At 63.3% G+C, this 16,917-nt stretch carries 15 protein-coding genes; 13 read left to right on the top strand and 2 right to left on the bottom strand.

Annotated elements, in window-relative coordinates:
• The first annotated feature begins 42 nt into the window (after positions 1 to 42).
• The 3 genes from ABIC75_RS04465 (at position 43) to ABIC75_RS04455 (ending at position 3,031) form a co-directional block, all read left to right on the top strand.
• The gene (locus tag ABIC75_RS04465) at positions 43 to 1,824 is read left to right on the top strand and encodes a 3-hydroxybutyrate oligomer hydrolase family protein (protein ID WP_436407871.1); all 1,782 of its coding nucleotides are present in this window, start codon (positions 43 to 45) and stop codon (positions 1,822 to 1,824) included.
• Between the two features lie 105 nt (positions 1,825 to 1,929).
• Positions 1,930 to 2,439, top strand: a complete 510-nt coding sequence (locus ABIC75_RS04460; RefSeq protein ID WP_354012642.1) for a peptidylprolyl isomerase — start codon at positions 1,930 to 1,932, stop codon at positions 2,437 to 2,439.
• 160 nt (positions 2,440 to 2,599) lie between these two features.
• A complete protein-coding gene (locus tag ABIC75_RS04455) occupies positions 2,600 to 3,031 on the top strand; it encodes a YidB family protein (protein WP_354012641.1) in 432 nt (143 codons plus the stop codon).
• Between the two features lie 62 nt (positions 3,032 to 3,093).
• Here ABIC75_RS04455 and ABIC75_RS04450 read toward each other — a convergent pair whose 3' ends face one another.
• Complete coding sequence (locus ABIC75_RS04450; RefSeq protein WP_354012640.1) at positions 3,094 to 3,351, bottom strand: GlsB/YeaQ/YmgE family stress response membrane protein; 258 nt, start codon at positions 3,349 to 3,351, stop codon at positions 3,094 to 3,096.
• Between the two features lie 222 nt (positions 3,352 to 3,573).
• Between ABIC75_RS04450 and ABIC75_RS04445 the strand changes: the two genes are divergently transcribed.
• Complete coding sequence (locus ABIC75_RS04445; protein WP_354012639.1) at positions 3,574 to 4,773, top strand: pyridoxal phosphate-dependent aminotransferase; 1,200 nt, start codon at positions 3,574 to 3,576, stop codon at positions 4,771 to 4,773.
• Positions 4,774 to 4,847: 74 nt separating this feature from the next.
• The gene (locus ABIC75_RS04440; RefSeq protein WP_046972585.1) at positions 4,848 to 5,834 is read left to right on the top strand and encodes a malate dehydrogenase; all 987 of its coding nucleotides are present in this window, start codon (positions 4,848 to 4,850) and stop codon (positions 5,832 to 5,834) included.
• 61 nt (positions 5,835 to 5,895) lie between these two features.
• Here ABIC75_RS04440 and ABIC75_RS04435 read toward each other — a convergent pair whose 3' ends face one another.
• Positions 5,896 to 7,608, bottom strand: a complete 1,713-nt coding sequence (locus ABIC75_RS04435; protein ID WP_354012638.1) for a vWA domain-containing protein — start codon at positions 7,606 to 7,608, stop codon at positions 5,896 to 5,898.
• Between the two features lie 269 nt (positions 7,609 to 7,877).
• Between ABIC75_RS04435 and ABIC75_RS04430 the strand changes: the two genes are divergently transcribed.
• The 8 genes from ABIC75_RS04430 to ABIC75_RS04395 all read left to right on the top strand — a co-directional run bounded on the left by ABIC75_RS04430 (position 7,878) and on the right by ABIC75_RS04395 (position 16,770).
• The gene (locus tag ABIC75_RS04430) at positions 7,878 to 8,219 is read left to right on the top strand and encodes a hypothetical protein (protein WP_354012637.1); all 342 of its coding nucleotides are present in this window, start codon (positions 7,878 to 7,880) and stop codon (positions 8,217 to 8,219) included.
• Between the two features lie 128 nt (positions 8,220 to 8,347).
• Positions 8,348 to 10,243, top strand: coding sequence for a propionate--CoA ligase (gene prpE / locus ABIC75_RS04425; RefSeq protein ID WP_436407870.1), 1,896 nt, complete (start codon positions 8,348 to 8,350; stop codon positions 10,241 to 10,243).
• A 1,171-nt stretch (positions 10,244 to 11,414) separates the two neighbouring features.
• On the top strand, positions 11,415 to 12,302 hold the full coding sequence (gene prpB / locus ABIC75_RS04420) for a methylisocitrate lyase (RefSeq protein WP_354012635.1): 888 nt from the start codon (positions 11,415 to 11,417) through the stop codon (positions 12,300 to 12,302).
• Between the two features lie 75 nt (positions 12,303 to 12,377).
• Positions 12,378 to 13,523 carry a bifunctional 2-methylcitrate synthase/citrate synthase gene (prpC, locus tag ABIC75_RS04415; protein ID WP_354012634.1) on the top strand — a complete coding sequence of 382 codons (1,146 nt, stop codon included), beginning with the start codon at positions 12,378 to 12,380 and terminating at the stop codon, positions 13,521 to 13,523.
• 445 nt (positions 13,524 to 13,968) lie between these two features.
• Positions 13,969 to 14,931 carry a hypothetical protein gene (locus ABIC75_RS04410; protein WP_354012633.1) on the top strand — a complete coding sequence of 321 codons (963 nt, stop codon included), beginning with the start codon at positions 13,969 to 13,971 and terminating at the stop codon, positions 14,929 to 14,931.
• Positions 14,932 to 15,079: 148 nt separating this feature from the next.
• On the top strand, positions 15,080 to 15,472 hold the full coding sequence (locus ABIC75_RS04405) for a hypothetical protein (RefSeq protein ID WP_354012632.1): 393 nt from the start codon (positions 15,080 to 15,082) through the stop codon (positions 15,470 to 15,472).
• A complete protein-coding gene (locus ABIC75_RS04400; protein WP_354012631.1) occupies positions 15,469 to 16,155 on the top strand; it encodes a C39 family peptidase in 687 nt (228 codons plus the stop codon). The genes ABIC75_RS04405 and ABIC75_RS04400 overlap by 4 nt, the downstream gene beginning before the upstream one ends.
• 9 nt (positions 16,156 to 16,164) lie before the next feature.
• On the top strand, positions 16,165 to 16,770 hold the full coding sequence (locus tag ABIC75_RS04395; RefSeq protein WP_354012630.1) for a hypothetical protein: 606 nt from the start codon (positions 16,165 to 16,167) through the stop codon (positions 16,768 to 16,770).
• Positions 16,771 to 16,917: the final 147 nt, after the last annotated feature.

The raw sequence follows: 16,917 nt of genomic DNA, 5'->3' as shown, positions 1-16,917 counted from the left end.
CTGGCGTCGTGCGCGGCACCCACTGTGACCAAGGAAACCGGCATGCATGCCCCCGATTTCGTGCGCGGCGAGGTGCGCGAGACCGAACACCGCCAGGGCGACGATCTGCTGAGCGCGGGGCTGGGGCTCGATGGCCTGGCCGGTGCGCCCTCACCGATCGCTCACGCCTTGCACCCCACGCCGGCGGAGTTGCGCCGCCGCGCCATCCAGGCGAGTTGGAAAGGCATCGCCGATCTGGGTCCGCTGGGCGGTTATGGGCGCGTGTATGGCGGCGTGCCCGATGTGCCGGGACGCGAATATCAGGCGTTTGCCTGGATTCCCGAGGCGCATGCACCGCATCGCGTGTTGTTGCAGGTGCCGGACAATTTCGACCGCGCGCGCCGCTGCCTGGTGGTGACGGCGTCATCGGGCTCCCGTGGCATTTACGGCGCCATCGCGCTGGCCGGTGCCTGGGGGCTGCCGCGTGGCTGCGCGGTGGCCTATACGGACAAGGGAGCCGGCAGCGGTTATTTCGATCTGTCCGACGACAGCGGTGTGGCGCTCGATGGCACGCGCGCAAAGCGCGGCTCGACCACCCTGGAGTTCGAGCCGGCCGCTGATACGGGCGGCACCAACGTCGCGGTCAAGCATGCGCACTCGGGCGACAACCCCGAAGCCGACTGGGGCCGTCACGTGCTGCAGGCCGCACAGTTCGGCCTGGCCATGCTCGATCGTGCCTTCCCCGATCAGGCGCCTTTCACGGCGCAGAACACACGCATCATCGCCACGGGTCTTTCCAATGGCGGTGGCGCGGTGTTGCAGGCGGCTGGGCTCGACGACGGTCACCTGCTGGCCGGCGTGGTGGCGCTGGAACCCAATGTGCGCGTGCCGGACCAGGGGCGCGCTTTGTTCGATTACGCCACCGATGCGTCGATCTGGTTGCCTTGCGCGCTGGCCGACGCGCGCTTTCATGCGACGCCGATGGCGCGCACGCCGCAAGGCGACGTGCCGCCGCGATGGGCGCAGCGATGCCACCAACTGCAGGAGCGCAACCTGGTCAGCGGCACACGCGTCGCGGCGCAGGCTGCAGAGGCGCACGAGCATCTGCGCGCCAGTGGTTGGACGGATGAGGCGATGGCCACGGCAGCCTCCACCACGTCGCTGGATCTGTGGCGTGCGATCACGGTGGCTTATGCCTCTGCGTACATGCGTCGCGGGCCTGACGATATGCCCTGCGGTTTTCGCTACGGCGGGGTGAGCGACGCCGGCATATCGATCCCCGTCGACGGCGCGGCGCGCGCCAGCTGGTGGGCCGACGCATCGGGCATTCCGCCCGGGAGCGGCGTAGGTTTGTTCGGTGGCGCGGATCGTCATTCCGCCGATCCCACGCTGCCCGGGGTGCTATGTCTTCGCTCGCTATGGGAGGACACGGAAGCGAGCACGCAGCCGTTGCGCGACAGCGTCGCCGCCACCGCGGTGAAGCCGCCGCGTCCCAGCCTGCCGCTGTGGGTGGTGCATGGTGCATCCGACGGCCTGTTGCCCACGTCGTTCACGTCCGAGCCGTATGTCACCTGGTTGCGCAGCAAGGGTGGTCATCCGCTGTACTGGAAGGTGCCGTACGCGCAGCACTTCGACGCCTTCCTGACCATTCCCGGCTTCGGCGACCAGCACGTACCCTTGCTGCCGTATGGCTACGCGGCGCTGGATCGTCTGTGGTCGCACATTTATGAAGGGGCGTCATGGCCGGCACTGGTGCCCACGCCATCACCTCGTCCGCGCGGTTCGTCGGCGCTGGCTCGCGAGGCGCTGGACCTGCCCCCCGCCTGGACCCAGGCGCCACGCTGAAAGGCGGTGATGTTGCAGGGAGCGTCCGTCACGCCGGCTGCGGTATCCTTGCGCGCTTGCAGGGCGCCTGTGGTTGCGCGCTGCCTTTAAAACCAAGGATTTCCGATGACCATCAACGTCACCATGAGCACCAACCGCGGCCCCATCCACCTGCGTCTGCATGAGGACAAGACCCCGGTGACCGTGGCCAGCTTCGTCAACCTCGCGCGTCGCGGCTACTACGATGGCCTGGCTTTCCACCGCGTGATTGCCGATTTCATGATCCAGGGCGGCTGCCCGGAAGGCAGCGGCCGCGGCGGTCCGGGTTACCGTTTCGAAGACGAGTTCGACGCCTCGCTGCGTCATGACAAGCCGGGCGTGCTGTCGATGGCCAACGCCGGTCCGCGCACCAATGGCAGCCAGTTCTTCATCACGCATGGCGCCACGCCGTGGCTCGACGGCAAGCACAGCGTGTTCGGCGAAATCGCGGGCCCGGAAGACCAGGCCGTGGTCGACGCCATCCGCCAGGGCGACGTGATCGAGAAGGTCACCGTGGAAGGCGACGTCGACGCGCTGCTGGCCGCACAGGCCGACCGCGTGAAGGAATGGAACGCGGTGCTTGACGAGCGCGGCTGAGCCGGTTTGTGGTGATCGCGTGAAGAAGCCGCCGTCAGCGATGACGGCGGCTTTTTTTCAGGGTTCGCTGTCATGGCGATGCACATGGGAGAAGCCTAGAATCGAAAGGCTCCACGTGTCAGACGATGTGTGTCATTCCCATTCCCTAGGAGATGCAGCCATGTCTTTTCTCAATGATCTGCTCGGCGGTGGTCAGGGTAACGCGGCCGGCGGTTCGTCCCTCGTAGCGATCGCGGGCCAGTTGATCGACAAGGCTGGCGGCGTACAGGGTCTGGTCGCCATGTTGCAGCAGCATGGCCTGGGCGACGCGGTGCAGTCGTGGGTGGGTACCGGCGGCAACCAGCAGGTGTCAGGCGACCAGCTTGGCCAGGCGTTGCAGAACGGAGGCCTTGGCTCGGTGCTGCAGGATGCTGCCGGCAAGCTCGGGGTTGATCAGAATCAGCTGCTCGGCCAGCTCTCCCAGGTGTTACCGCATGCGGTCGATCACCTCACGCCCGACGGCCAGGTGCCGGCGCAAGGGCAGGGTGGTTTCGATCTGGGGTCGCTCGCCTCGCTGGCGGGCAAGCTGTTTGGCGGGGCCAACAGGGTCTGATGCCGCGCGGCATATAAACGTACCGGCGACGCGCAAGGCGTCGCCGGTTTCGCTTGCTTGCGTCAGGCGGTGGTCTTGCGCTTGAACAGCAAGTGGTAGATGAGCAGCAGCACGATGGCGCCGCCGATCGACCCGAGAAAATGCACCAGGCCGGTTTCGCCCCACAGCCCCAGCTTTTCGCCAAGCCAGGTGGAAATGACCGAGCCGAGGATGCCGAGGATGGCCGTGATGATGAAACCGCCCGGGTCCTTGCCCGGCATCAGCATCTTGGCAATCACGCCAACGACAAGACCCACGATGAATACCCAAAGCCAATGCATGGACGTTCCTTGGTTGTCATTCGTGCGTGGAATGTAGGCCGGCCTTGCGGCCCAATCCATAGGCGGATCAGCCAGTTGACGGCACGTTTTGCAAGTGACGAACGTCACCGGAGCGAGCCCGGCGGCTTTAGACCATCCGTTAATGCCGGGCCGACGGATGGCCCGCCGCCACATGCTAAAATTCCCAAGTTTGCTGTCTTCGTCCCCTATTACGAGGAAGTCATGCCCCAGCTCGCCCAGCGTGTCGGTCGCGCCAAGCCCAGCGCGATCATGGTCATTGCCGAAAAGGCCAAGCAGCTCAAGGCTGCCGGTCGCGACATCATCAGCTTCTCCATCGGCGTTCCCAATTTTCTTCCCGGCGAGCATGTGTACGCCGCCGCACGCGAGGCGCTCCAGCACGACTCGGGCCAGTACGGCAGCAACCGCGGCGCGGACGTGCTGCTCGATGCATTCCTGGTCCACATCGAAAAGCTGGGCTTCAAGGGCTATGGCCGCGCCAATCTTTCCATTGGCATCGGCGCCAAGCAGTTGCTGTACAACCTGGGCGAGGCGTTGTTGAACGAGGGCGAGGAAATCTGCTTCGCCGCACCGTTCTGGACCACGTACCGCGACATCGCAGACATCCTCGGCGCCAAGGCCAACATCCTGCATTGTGGTCCCGAGCAGAACTACAAGCTCACGCCGGCGCAGTTGGATGGCGCGCTCGCGCGCAAGCCCAAGGTGTTCCTGTTCAACAACCCGTCCAACCCCACGGGCATGGTCTATACGCGCGATGAAATCGCTGCGCTGGCCGAGGTGCTGGTGAAGTATCCCGAGACGTGGATCATCACCGACGACATCTACAACTCGATGGTGTTCGACGGCATCGGCTACCACAACTTCGTGCACGTGAAGCCGGAGCTGAAGGATCGCCTGATCTTCGTCGACTCGGTGTCCAAGACCTACGGCATGCCGGGTTGGCGCGTGGGCGTCATTGCGGCGCCAGAGAACGTGGCCAAGGCCATCACCACGCTCAACTCCAATCACATTACCAGCCTGCCGGAAGTGATCACGGCAGCAGCGGTGGCGGCATTCTCCGGCCCGCAGGACATTCCAGAGGCCAAGTGCAAGGAATTCGCCGCCAAGCGTGACATCGTGGTCAACGCGCTGCGTGCGATTCCCGGTGTGGTGTGCCCGTATCCGCAAGGCGCGTTCTACGCATTTCCCGATATCTCCGTCGCCTTCGGCAAGAGCTACCAGGGCGTGAAGATCAACGACGACGTCGAGCTGTGCGCCGTGCTGCTCGAAGCCGTGGGCGTGGCCTGCGTGCCGGGCTCGGCCTTCGGCGAACCGCGCGCCATGCGCATTTCCTATACCTGCCCAACGGCACAATTGCAGCCCGGGCTGGAACGCATCCAGGCGTTCTTTGCAGCATTGACCTGATCAACTTGGGCCCGCGTCCACTGGCGTGGGCCTTTGTCTTTTTGTACGTCACCTGAGTTGAAGGAGTTTCTCCGATGAAAGCACCCGTTCGTGTTGCCGTTACCGGCGCTGCCGGCCAGATCGGTTACGCCCTGCTGTTCCGCATTGCCGCGGGCGACATGCTGGGTCCGGACCAGCCGGTGATCCTGCACCTGCTGGAAATCACCCCGGCACTGCCCGCGCTGCAGGGCGTGGTGATGGAACTCAACGATTGCGCGTTCCCGACGCTGGCCGGCGTGGTTGCCACCGACGACCTCAACGTCGCCTTCAAGGACGTCGATTACGCGCTGCTCGTCGGCGCGCGTCCGCGCGGCCCGGGCATGGAGCGCAAGGATCTGCTGGAAGCCAACGGCGCCATCTTCGGCCCGCAGGGCAAGGCGCTGAACGATCACGCGAAGCGCGACGTGCGCGTGCTGGTGGTCGGCAACCCGGCCAACACGAATGCGCTGATTGCGCAGCAGAACGCACCGGATCTCGATCCGAAGTGCTTCACCGCCATGGTGCGCCTGGACCACAACCGCGCGCTGTCGCAGCTCGCCGAGAAGACCGGCAAGCACAGCACCGACATCAAGAAGATGACCATCTGGGGCAACCACAGCTCCACGCAGTACCCGGACCTGCACCACGCCACCGTGGGCGGCAAGCCGGCGCTGTCGCTGGTCGACCAGGCCTGGTATGAGAGCGATTTCATCCCGACCGTGCAGCAGCGCGGCGCCGCCATCATCAAGGCGCGTGGCGCTTCCTCGGCCGCTTCGGCTGCGTCGGCTGCCGTCGATCACATGCGCACCTGGGCGATGGGCACCGCGGAAGGCGACTGGGCCTCGATGGGTATTCCGTCCGATGGTTCGTACGGTATCGAGCCGGGCGTGATCTACGGTTACCCGGTGACGGTGAAGGATGGCAAGTACGCCATTGTGCAGGGCCTGGAAATCAATGATTTCTCGCGCGCCCGCATGGACGCCACCAACAAGGAACTGCGCGAAGAGCGCGCCGGCGTCGAGCACCTGTTCGCGAAGAAGTAAGTCGCGCGCTCAGGTGCCGAAAAAGGGCGGCCTCGGCCGCCCTTTTTTCTTTGCCAGATCGTTACCGCTCGGCCTGCGAATCCGTCGGCGAGATCGATCCGGCCAAGCCCGCCAGACGCACGAACTCCGCGCGATAGCCGGCCGCATCACGTCCCTTGGCGGCGGCGGCCCAGTCGGCGATGGACGTCCATGAGGTGGATGCCAACGCCGGGTTGTCGCGCAGTTTCTGCCCGTAGGCGGCCACGGCGGCCAGGAATCGCGTCTCGTTGGAAGCCTCATTGAACGAGGCACGCATCGCCGATTTCTCCAGCGCCATCGATGCCAGTTCGCTCTGCTTGCCTTCCGGGTTTTTCCAGCGCAGCTTGAGGTACGCCAGCTCGGTGCCGCGTTGCATGGGTTCGGCTTTGGCAGGCTGATAGCGCGACGGATCCACGCTCGGCTCCTGGCCCTTGAGGGTCAGCTCGTAAAGCACGGTGACCCGCTTGCCAGCGCCAATGTCGCCCGCATCGACCTTGTCGTCGTTGAAGTCCTCGTTGTGCAGCTGGCGTTTCTCATAGCCGATCTGGCGGTATTCGAGGACCTGCGCCGGATTGAATTCGATCTGCGCTTTCACATCCTTCGCCACGGTCACCAGGGTGGACTGCATTTCATCGTGCAGCACCTTGTTCGCTTCGGACAGCGAATCGAGATAGCTGTAGTTGCCGTTACCGGCATCGGCGATCTGCACCATCATGGCATCGTTGAAGTTGTTGTCGCCCACGCCCAGCGTGGATAGCGTGATGTTCGAATCGCGCTCGCGCTTGATCATGTCCTTCAGTGCTTCGGTGCTGGTGACACCCACATTGAAATCGCCGTCCGTGGCCAGCAGCACGCGGTTCACGCCGTGGCTGATGAAGCCTTGCCGCGCCATCTGGTACGCCAGTTGCAGACCCGATGCGCCCGCCGTGGAGCCACCGGGCTGCAGTCGATCGATGGCGGCCTCGATGGTGGCCTTGTCGGCGCCCGACGTGGGCTCAAGCACCACCTGCGTGCCGCTGGCATACGTGACCAGCGACACCTTGTCCTGCGCGCGCAGCTGTCGTGTGAGCATCTTCAGCGAGGACTTGATCAGCGGTAGGCGTTCCGGCGAATCCATCGAGCCCGATACATCCACCAGGAACACCAGGTTGGATGCAGGCGCAGCAGCGTTTTCGCCTATGGCCTCGAGGTTGACGCGCAGCAGCGTCTTGTTCGGATTCCAGGGGCTGGGCGCGAGCTCGTAGTTCACCGCGAAGGGCGAGCGTTCCAGGCGTTTCCCAACGCTGCCTTCGGCAGGGAAATAGTTGATCAGTTCTTCGACACGCACCGCGTCGGCCGGCGGCAGGCGACCCTGGTTGAGAAAACGCCGCACGTTGGCGTAGCTACCGGTGTCCATGTCCAGGCTGAAGGTGGTCAGCGGTTGCGCGGCTACCTGCTGGATGGCGTTGTCGTCGTAGTGCTTGTATTGCGCTGTTTCCTGCGCTGCCGGGAGTCCGCCGTAGACGCCGCTGTAAGTACTCTTCGATTGCGCCACGGCCGCCCTATCGAAGTCAACCTGAGCCATCGGCGCCGATGCATAGGCGGGAGGTGTCAGCGGTGAAGGCGGAGGCGGCGGCACGACCTCTGCGGGCGGGTCGGCGGATGCGACCGCTGCGCGGTCCCGCGCATTTCGCGCTTCGGGCAGGTTCGAACTGCATGCCGTGAGCAACAGGCCGCCGATGCATGCGAGGCAGCCATAGACGATGAGTTTGCGCATGAGCTTTCCTTGATGGGGTGATCGTGTGAGGAACACGTACGGGGTCGTCTTCCGTGAAAAACGTCTCGGCGAGCGTAGGTCGGGGCGCGGGCAGCAGAAACCGGATAGCGCTGAATCGGTTGTGCGCCTCCAACGATGGGCTCCCTTGCTTGAACGGGGTAGCGTCGCGAACGGGGTTAACTGCCGTGGCGCGCCTCGGCGGGCGGGCTATTCGGTCACGGCCCAATCACCGCTAGAATCGGGGGACTGCCGACCCGAGTCCTCATTCCATGAAACAACTTATTGCGATTGCCACCTGCTGCGCCCTGTTGACCGCCTGCGGCGGCACCCATGGCCTGCGCGACACCACGCCGAAGATGAGCAGCCGTACCAACAAGGACATTCCGACCTATCTCGAATGCGTGCGCGCGAAGTGGGCCGAAACCGCCGAGGTGAGCGCGTCGCACAAGGACCAGTCGGGCACGCTGTCGGGTAACGACAAGCAGGGCGCGCATGAACTGATCAGCGTGACGGCCGATGGCACGGGCGCGCAGGTGATGATGTACGAGACCCAGAACATCAAGAAGGACTACAACCCCGCCTATCGCGACGCGGCCGTATCCTGCTTGTGATGACTTTGCATGGACGATCGCCGTGTTCGGCGATCGTCCATGCACGCGACTCGACCAAGGTCGCAAAGCCCGTATGGCACGGCTGATCTAGGCTAGGGCGATCAGCCGCTGAAACGAGGGTGATCGCGATGCGTTACGAAGAGTTCTATCAGCGTTCGGTGGAGCAGCCCGAGGCCTTCTGGGCCGAACAGGCGCAGCGCATCCACTGGCATACGCCGCCCGAACGCATTCTCGACATTTCCCGTCCGCCGTTTCGCCGCTGGTTTGTCGGCGGCACCACCAATCTTTGCTACAACGCGGTCGACCGGCATCTCGATGCACGCGGCGGCCAGCTGGCGCTGGTGGCGATTTCTGCGGAAACGCACATCACGCGCGAACTCACGTACCGCGATCTCTATCGCGAAGTGAATACCTTTGCCGCCGTGCTGGCATCGCTCGGCGTAGGCGTGGGTGATCGCGTGGTGATCTACCTGCCCAACATCGCCGAGGCGGCGTTCGCGATGCTGGCGTGCGCGCGGCTTGGCGCGATCCACTCGGTGGTGTTCGGTGGCTTTGCGGCGCACAACCTGGCATTGCGCATCGATGACGCGCGACCCGCCGTGCTCATCGCTGCGGATGCAGGCATGCGTGGCGGCAAAGTGATTCCCTACAAACCGCTGGTCGACGCGGCATTGGAAGAAGCCGCGCATGGTCCGGCGCATGTGTTGATTGTTGATCGTGGCCTCGATCCGCAGATGACGCGCGTGGCCGAACGCGATCTGGATTACGCCAGCCTCCGCGCAGCCTATGAAGGTGCTGAAGTACCGGTCGAATGGCTGGAGTCGAACGAGCCCAGCTATCTGCTCTACACCTCGGGCACCACCGGCAGACCCAAAGGCATCCAGCGCGATGTCGGCGGCTACGCCGTGGCCATGGCGATGTCGATGGAGGCGATCTTCGACATCAAGCCCGGGCAGGTGATGTTCTCCACGTCGGATGTGGGGTGGGCCGTAGGTCATTCGTACAACGTGTACGGGCCGTTGATCGGCGGCGCCACCTCACTGCTGTATGAAGGACTGCCGACGCATCCCGATCCCGGCATCTGGTGGCACCTGTGCGAGCGCTACGGCGTGCGCACCATGTTCTCGTCACCCACGGCCATCCGCGTGCTGAAAAAGCAGGATCCCGCGTGGCTGAAGAAATACGATTTGTCGCGGCTCCACTGGCTGTTCCTTGCCGGCGAACCGTTGGACGAACCCACGGCGCGCTGGATCACCGATGGCTTGGGCGTGCCGGTGATCGACAACTACTGGCAAACCGAAACCGGCTGGCCGGCGATCACCTTGATGCCGGGTCTCGATCTGAAGCAGGTGAAATTCGGCTCGCCGGGATTGCCCAGCCCTGGCTATCGCATGAAAGTGATCGACGAAATCACCGGCGAGGAACTGCCTGCGAACCAGAAGGGCGTACTCGTATTCGTGCCCCCGTTGCCGCCCGGATGCCTCACCACCGTATGGGGCGATGACGAACGCTACGTCACCAGCTATTTCAGCCATTTCAACGAACTGTTGTATAGCTCGCTGGACTGGGCGATCCGCGACGAGAACGGTTACACCACCATCCTTGGCCGCACCGACGATGTGATCAATGTGGCCGGGCATCGCCTGGGCACACGCGAGATCGAGGAATCGGTCGCCACGCATCCGGCGTGTGCCGAAGCCGCAGTGGTGGGCGTTCACGACGAGGTGAAAGGACAGGTGCCGGTGGTATTCGCCACGCTCAGGCAAGGTGTGAGCGAGGGCGCTGTGGACGTGGCGAAAGGCATGCAGCAACGCGTGATCGATCAACTCGGGCGCGTGGCGAAACCGGCGCGCATCTACGTAGTCAACGCGTTGCCCAAGACACGTTCCGGCAAGCTACTGCGGCGTTCGCTGCAGGCGTTGGTGCAGCATACGGATCCGGGAGATTTGTCGACGTTGGATGATCCGGGGGCGTTGGAGGAGGTGAGGAGGGCGTTGGAGAGGGGGCCGGATCAAGGGGGATAAAGCGGGCGAGTGTTTTCCCCCTTTTCCCTTTGAGGGCTGAGGCATTGTCAACTTTATGATGGCATTGGCACCTTCGTGGTGGTGAAGGGGCAACCTTGCCTCATGGTATGCAAGTGCCGCGGTTTTTTGCTCGTCATTCCTGCGAAAGCAGGAGGCGCTTTTCAACAGCCGAATGGCTGGTCATCCAGTGACTTCGCGTTCGGTTGTCGCGATATCGCGACCTGGCTCGCCTGCAGCAGGCTTCCGAATCGCTGCCGTGGTCCGGGTCACTTTTCTTTGCTTGCCCAAAGAAAAGTAACCACCGAGATGGTGGCAATGCCAAAAGAACGAGCACCCCGGATGACACGCCTTCCGTCCGTTGGACGGAAGGTTCGCGTGCGGGCTCCGGGGTTTTTCGACAGGACATCCACGTCCTGTCGAAAAACTGGCCGCCTCCCTGCGGCCACCCTGCGGGCTTTCCTTCACCCGCCCGCCGCTGTCATACGGGGACCCCAAGAGCCAGAGAGCCAAAGCTCCCAGTAGTAGTGTTTTTCGCGAGCACCCGCCCCCTCTCCACCGTAAAGGTGGCAATGCCCCAGCCCTCTCCCCAAAAGGGGAGAGGGAGAAGTGGTGTACCTCGCGAACCGAATCCTGCAGTCATGAAGTCGCGCAGCGACGTCCGCCTTAAGCCCTCTTCGCATCGGCGCGTGGCGGTGTAGCCATACCGCTGATTAGAGAGATCGTGACGATCCGGGCTCCAAAACCTTCAAGGCTCGTATCCCACAGAACGCTATGAGCCTATCGCTCTAAAGGCCATTTTCTTTGGGTTACTTTTCTTTGACTCCGGGCATCCTGCCCTCCGCCCTTCGGGCCGGCTTCGCCGTTCGCACGCGCTCCTGCGCGTGCGTGGGCCAGCAAAAGAAAAGTGACTCGAGCGGCGGCAGCCGATCGAAACGCCCGCCGCGCAGGCGGCCAGGTCGCCGGAACATGACAACGAAGACCGAGCAACGTCGCCATCGGATCCCAACCTCTGCCAGGTAAAAGCAGGCGAAAACCCAGCAACATCCAAAAAAGGGCGCCCCGCGCCCACCACCCACTTCCACTACACGCTCCCTTCGAAACCATTCATGCTGCCGCGCAACAGCCCACTTACAAACCGTGCGCTAAAATCTCCCCTTTAAGCGGAGGTTTCATGGCCCAGATCGCATCCCCCGGCGCGAAGTTCCGCGCCGCCCTCGCGGCCGAGCACCCCTTGCAGGTGATCGGTGCCATCAACGCGAACCACGCCTTGCTCGCCAAGCGCGCCGGTTACCGCGCCATCTATCTGTCGGGCGGCGGCGTGGCGGCAGGGTCGCTGGGTCTGCCGGATCTGGGCATCAATACGCTGGACGACGTGCTCACCGACGTGCGCCGCATCACCGACGTGTGCGATCTGCCGCTGATGGTGGACATCGACACCGGATTCGGCCCGAGCGCATTCAATATTTCCCGCACGGTGAAGAGCCTGATCAAGTTCGGCGCCGCGGCCTGCCATATCGAAGACCAAGTGGGCGCCAAGCGCTGCGGTCATCGTCCGGGTAAGGAAATCGTGTCGACCGGCGAGATGGCCGATCGCGTCAAGGCTGCGGCCGATGCGAAGACCGACGCCGACTTCTTCCTCATTGCCCGCACGGATGCGATTGCCGTCGACGGCGTGGATGCGGCCATCGAGCGTGCCATTGCCTGCGTCGAAGCCGGTGCCGACGGCATCTTTGCTGAAGCCGCGTATGACTTGCCGACGTATCGCCGCTTCGTCGAAGCGGTGAAGGTGCCGGTGCTGGCCAACATCACGGAGTTCGGCCAGACGCCTCTGTTCAGCGTGGAAGAGCTTGCCAGCGCGGGCGTCGGCATCGTGCTGTATCCGCTTTCCGCGTTCCGCGCCATGAACAAGGCAGCGGAAAACGTCTACCAGGCCATCCGCCGCGATGGCCACCAGCGCAACGTGATCGACACCATGCAGACGCGCGAGGAACTTTACGACCGCATTGGCTATCACGACTACGAGCGCCGTCTCGATGAGCTCTTCTCCAAGAAGGGCTGATCATTCTCACCGTTATACACGGCACGCCGTGCCGCCCCACGTTTGTCGCAAGCATGTCTTCAGGAGATGTACCGAATGACTGAGCAAACCCTTCCCAAGCCCAAGAAATCCGTCGCGCTGTCGGGCGTGGCCGCCGGCAATACCGCGCTGTGCACGGTGGGCCGCAGCGGTAACGACCTGCATTACCGCGGTTACGACATCCATGACCTGGCGGCCAAGGGTTGCTTCGAGGAAGTGGCCTATCTGCTCGTCCACGGCGTGTTGCCGAACTGGGCGGAGTTGAACGCGTATCGCGCCAAGCTCAAGCGCCTGCGCGGCCTGCCGGCGCCGGTGAAGAGCGCGCTGGAACTGCTGCCCGCCGCCACGCATCCGATGGACGTGATGCGCACCGGTTGCTCGGTATTGGGCACCGTGCTGCCGGAGAAGGACGATCACAACGTCACCGGTGCGCGCGACATCGCCGACCGCCTGATGGCCAGCTTCGGTTCGATCCTCCTGTACTGGTTCCACTTCAGCCACAACGGCAAGCGCATCGAAACGGAGACGGAAGACGAGTCCATCGCCGGCCACTTCCTGCACCTGCTGCATGGCAAGAAGCCGAGCGAGCTGTGCACGCATTCGCTGGACAAGTCGCTGATTCTCTACGCCGAGCACGAGTTCAACGCATCCACCTTCACCGCACGCGTCATCGCCGGCACCGGCTCGGACATGTACTCGGCAATCACTGGCGCCATCGGTGCGCTGCGCGGTCCCAAGCACGGCGGCGCGAACGAAGTGGCGATGGAAATCATCGCGCGCTACCGCAATGCGGCCGAGGCGGAAGCGGATATCCGCGCCCGCGTCGAGCGCAAGGAGATCATCATCGGCTTCGGTCATCCGGTGTACACCGTGTCCGATCCGCGCAACGAGATCATCAAGGAGATCTCGCGCAAGCTCTGCACAGACGGTGGCAACCCGACGCTGTTCGACGTGTCGGAGAAGATCGAGAAGCTGATGTGGGACCAGAAGAAGATGTTCCCCAACCTCGACTGGTACTCGGCCAGCGCCTACCACATGATGGGCGTGCCGACGGCCATGTTCACGCCGCTGTTCGTGATCGCCCGCACTTCCGGCTGGAGCGCGCATGTGATCGAGCAGCGCGAGGACGGCAAGATCATTCGCCCCAGCGCCAACTACACCGGCCCGGAAGATCTGGCGTACGTGCCGATCGAAAAACGCTGAGTTCCACCTACGTACTTCAAAAGAAGGCGCCGAAAGGCGCCTTCTTTTTTCTGTAAGTTTCGTTAGGGTTCAGGACCCTGTACGACATTGCTATGGTTTCGTATGCGTCGGTGTAAACCACCTGATACATGTGTTCCACAGCGATATGAGAAGAGAGCAATACGCACTAAACCGCTGAAATATCGCCTCATACACGACCGTTTATGTCCCAGGCGCAACGCCTGCGTGGCGACGTGGTGTAACAGCCCTGATGCACTCGCGCTTTCCAGCTCCCTGACCGTAGTCAAACTCATCGGCCATGAGTCTCTTCAAGTGGCTGATTTCATGGTCTTCATCTTTGTGAGCAAAAGTCCATGCGCGGTGGCACGCATGTTGCGACAAGTCCGTGCTGGATTTGCAACTCCGGCAACACAGGGGGTCACCGCATCGTTCCAGGAGAAAGACTATGCGCAAGACTCTAATAGCGACCGCGATTGTGTTGGGTCTGGGGCTTACGCTCCCTGCATTTGCAGACGACAACAACACGTCGAAAGGTTCAAGCACGCTTACTAATACCGATTCGAGCACCCACACCCGGACTGATACCAGCACCTACACCACATCGGCAGCTGGTGCGAACGGTTCAGCCGCTAGCAGCGGTGGCATTGCGAGTTCCTTCAACACCAGCAAGGCAGTAGCCAATAGCACTCTCAACGGCGAAGTGACCAAGGTCGCCGTGTGGGGTATTGGTAATTCGTCGTACAACGACGGCAACGCCAATGGCGGTCGTGGCGGTAGCGGCGGTGACGGCGGCAAGGGCTACGGCGGCCGGGCTTCCGGCGCGAGCGGTGGCGACGGTGGTAATGGCGGTCGCGCCAGTGCCCACAGTGGTCGCGCCGGTGGTTCGGGCGCAGATTCGGGCGACGCCGGTGGTTGGGGTGCTTCGTTGGCTGGCGGCGGTGACGGCGGCGACGGCGGCAACGCCGGTGGCATCCGTAACCACAATCGTGCGGGCGGCGGCGGTGGCACGGCCGGTGGCGGCGCGAACACCGGTGGTACCGGTGGCGCAGGCGGCGCAGGCGCAGGTGGCACGGCAGGTGCAGCATCACCGACCGGAACCAGCGGCTCAGCCAGCGCGACGGGCGGCACCAGTGGTGCTGATACCGCTACGGCAGGCACGGGCGGTGCGGGCGGCGCAGGCGGTAGCAATACCGGTGGCGCAGGCTCGGGCGGCGCAGGTGCTGCTGGTGGCGCAGGCGGTGCCGGTGGTACGGCATCGTCGACGACCGGTGCGTTCGACATGTCGAACCAGATGAACGGCTCGGCAGCGGCGGCAGCCGGTGTGTCGATTCTTGCGCAGAACAGCGGCGCGGCAGCGCTGGTACAGCAGAGCGTCAACGTTCAGGCCAACCTGAACTTCGCGCACTGAGTGATAGGGCGGCTGACACGAGGGAACGCTTGCGTTCCCTCGTGTCGGTTTTCAAAAGGAATGGCTTCGCCGGCATCGGCGTCGGTCATACGTTGGCTCACCCTTAGTGGGAGACAGTGCCGTGCAATCGTGCAAATGGTTACTGGGCGTGATCGCGCTCAGCGCGTGCGCCCTTCCTGCGGCGGTCCTCGCAGAGAACGCCAGCATTCCTCCTGCCTACATGGTGCAGGGCGCGGATTCTCCCATCGCGATCTACAACGCCGCGGTCGAGGTGGATCATCAGGGCGTGGCCGCCGACCTTGGCGATAGCGTGGACACCGAGACGCTGGCAAAACTCAGTGGCGGCACGATCATCACGCAGAACACCACGCTGACCGGCACGGTTGCCGACAACAGCGCCGATCACCTGACCACGGGTGACAACATCATCACCGGTGGCTCGGTCGCCGGAGCAACCGGTTTCCCGACCGTCATACAGAATTCCGGCAACAACGTTCTGATCCAGAACGCGACGGTACTCAACGTCGAATTCAAGCAATGAACAAGTTCGCGGCGCTGCTGATACTGATTGCGGCGCTGCCGCCGGGGAGTCATGCGACCACGCCCGTGAGCGTGGTCAGCAACGGCCCCGGCAACTACACCGTGCACCTGACGAGTCTCAAGGAGGCCCGTTACAAGAGCACCATTCACCAGAAGTACGACTTCAGCTGCGGATCGGCCGCGGTAGCGACGCTACTGACCTATCAATACGGCTATCCGGTCAACGAGCAGGTTGCCTTCGAACAGATGTACACGCACGGCGACCAGGCCAAGATCAGCAAGGAAGGCTTCTCGCTGTTGGACATCAAGCGCTTCCTCGCCGCGAATGGCTTCGAAGCCGATGGCTTCAAGGTGCCCATCGAGAAGCTGGCGCAGGAAAACCTGCCGGCGATCGTGCTGATCGATGAGAAGGGCTATCACCATTTCGTCGTCGTCAAAGGCATGCGCAACGACCGCATGCTGGTGGGCGATCCCGCACGCGGTACGCGCGTGATGTCGACGGCAAAGTTCATGACGCTGTGGAAGAACGACTTGGTGTTCGTCATTCACAACCGTCGAAACCTGGCTGTGTTCAACAGCCCCAACGATTGGAGGGTGGCGCCACAGGCACCCGTCAGCAGTGCGATCGATCGCAACGGTCTCTACAACACCGTGATGCCCAAGCACGGGCCGGACGACATTTGAGGACGGATGATGAAGCCGCTCGCACACATCGCTGGTTTCGGCATCCTCTGCATCACATGCGTGGCGGGCGTGGTGGCCGTGCAGGCGCAGGAAGGCGCGTCAGCCCCTGCGACCGCGCCGGCCATGGCCAGTGCGACCGCTGCACCCACTGCAGCGCTGGAGACCGCGGTCGCCGGCATCCCCACCTCAAAGGACATGCCGGGCTGGACGCCGGTGGGCGAGGACACGCTCGACCAGACGCGCGGCGGCTTCGACCTCGGCAATGGCCTGGTGGCGTCCTTTGGCATCGATCGCGCGGTCTACGTCAACGGCAACCTGGTGTCGTCGACCAGTTTCTACGTGCCGGATATCGGGCACATGACCACGGCGCAGGCACAGAGCATGCAATCCGCGCTCAACACCGTGCAGGTGACACAGATCGGGCCCAACAACAGTTTCGATCCGTCCGCACTGGCTGGAAAGATGGGCGGCACGGTGATCCAGAACACGTTGAACAATCAGAACATCCAGAACATCACCACGATCAACGCATCGACCAATTCGCTCAACGCATTCCGGGAAGGAAGTCTCCAGGAAGCGTTGCAACAGGCGCAGCTGCAGTCCCTGGGGCACTGACATGGGACGCGCACCGCCAAGGTTTGGCTCCTACCGCGAATGCGCCGTGGCCCTCGCCGCGGCGCGTTCATCTGCGCGATTCGAACAGCGAGCATGAGGAAGCATGATGCGACACTCAGCGTGGCGATACGTATGGTCGGCAGGATG

Origin of the sequence: Dyella japonica (assembly GCF_040545895.1) — a bacterium.
In the GTDB taxonomy this organism is placed as follows: domain Bacteria; phylum Pseudomonadota; class Gammaproteobacteria; order Xanthomonadales; family Rhodanobacteraceae; genus Dyella; species Dyella japonica_D.
This window is presented reverse-complemented; position numbering and strand designations above follow the sequence as displayed.

Bases quoted from the DNA above. Each gene is read 5' to 3' on its own strand.
- ABIC75_RS04465 (WP_436407871.1), top strand. From the start codon at position 43: ATGCATGCCCCCGATTTCGTGCGCGGCGAGGTGCGCGAGACCGAACAC.
- ABIC75_RS04460 (WP_354012642.1), top strand. From the start codon at position 1,930: ATGACCATCAACGTCACCATGAGCACCAACCGCGGCCCCATCCACCTG.
- ABIC75_RS04455 (WP_354012641.1), top strand. From the start codon at position 2,600: ATGTCTTTTCTCAATGATCTGCTCGGCGGTGGTCAGGGTAACGCGGCC.
- ABIC75_RS04450 (WP_354012640.1), bottom strand. From the start codon at position 3,351: ATGCATTGGCTTTGGGTATTCATCGTGGGTCTTGTCGTTGGCGTGATT.
- ABIC75_RS04445 (WP_354012639.1), top strand. From the start codon at position 3,574: ATGCCCCAGCTCGCCCAGCGTGTCGGTCGCGCCAAGCCCAGCGCGATC.
- ABIC75_RS04440 (WP_046972585.1), top strand. From the start codon at position 4,848: ATGAAAGCACCCGTTCGTGTTGCCGTTACCGGCGCTGCCGGCCAGATC.
- ABIC75_RS04435 (WP_354012638.1), bottom strand. From the start codon at position 7,608: ATGCGCAAACTCATCGTCTATGGCTGCCTCGCATGCATCGGCGGCCTG.
- ABIC75_RS04430 (WP_354012637.1), top strand. From the start codon at position 7,878: ATGAAACAACTTATTGCGATTGCCACCTGCTGCGCCCTGTTGACCGCC.
- prpE (WP_436407870.1), top strand. From the start codon at position 8,348: ATGCGTTACGAAGAGTTCTATCAGCGTTCGGTGGAGCAGCCCGAGGCC.
- prpB (WP_354012635.1), top strand. From the start codon at position 11,415: ATGGCCCAGATCGCATCCCCCGGCGCGAAGTTCCGCGCCGCCCTCGCG.
- prpC (WP_354012634.1), top strand. From the start codon at position 12,378: ATGACTGAGCAAACCCTTCCCAAGCCCAAGAAATCCGTCGCGCTGTCG.
- ABIC75_RS04410 (WP_354012633.1), top strand. From the start codon at position 13,969: ATGCGCAAGACTCTAATAGCGACCGCGATTGTGTTGGGTCTGGGGCTT.
- ABIC75_RS04400 (WP_354012631.1), top strand. From the start codon at position 15,469: ATGAACAAGTTCGCGGCGCTGCTGATACTGATTGCGGCGCTGCCGCCG.
- ABIC75_RS04395 (WP_354012630.1), top strand. From the start codon at position 16,165: ATGAAGCCGCTCGCACACATCGCTGGTTTCGGCATCCTCTGCATCACA.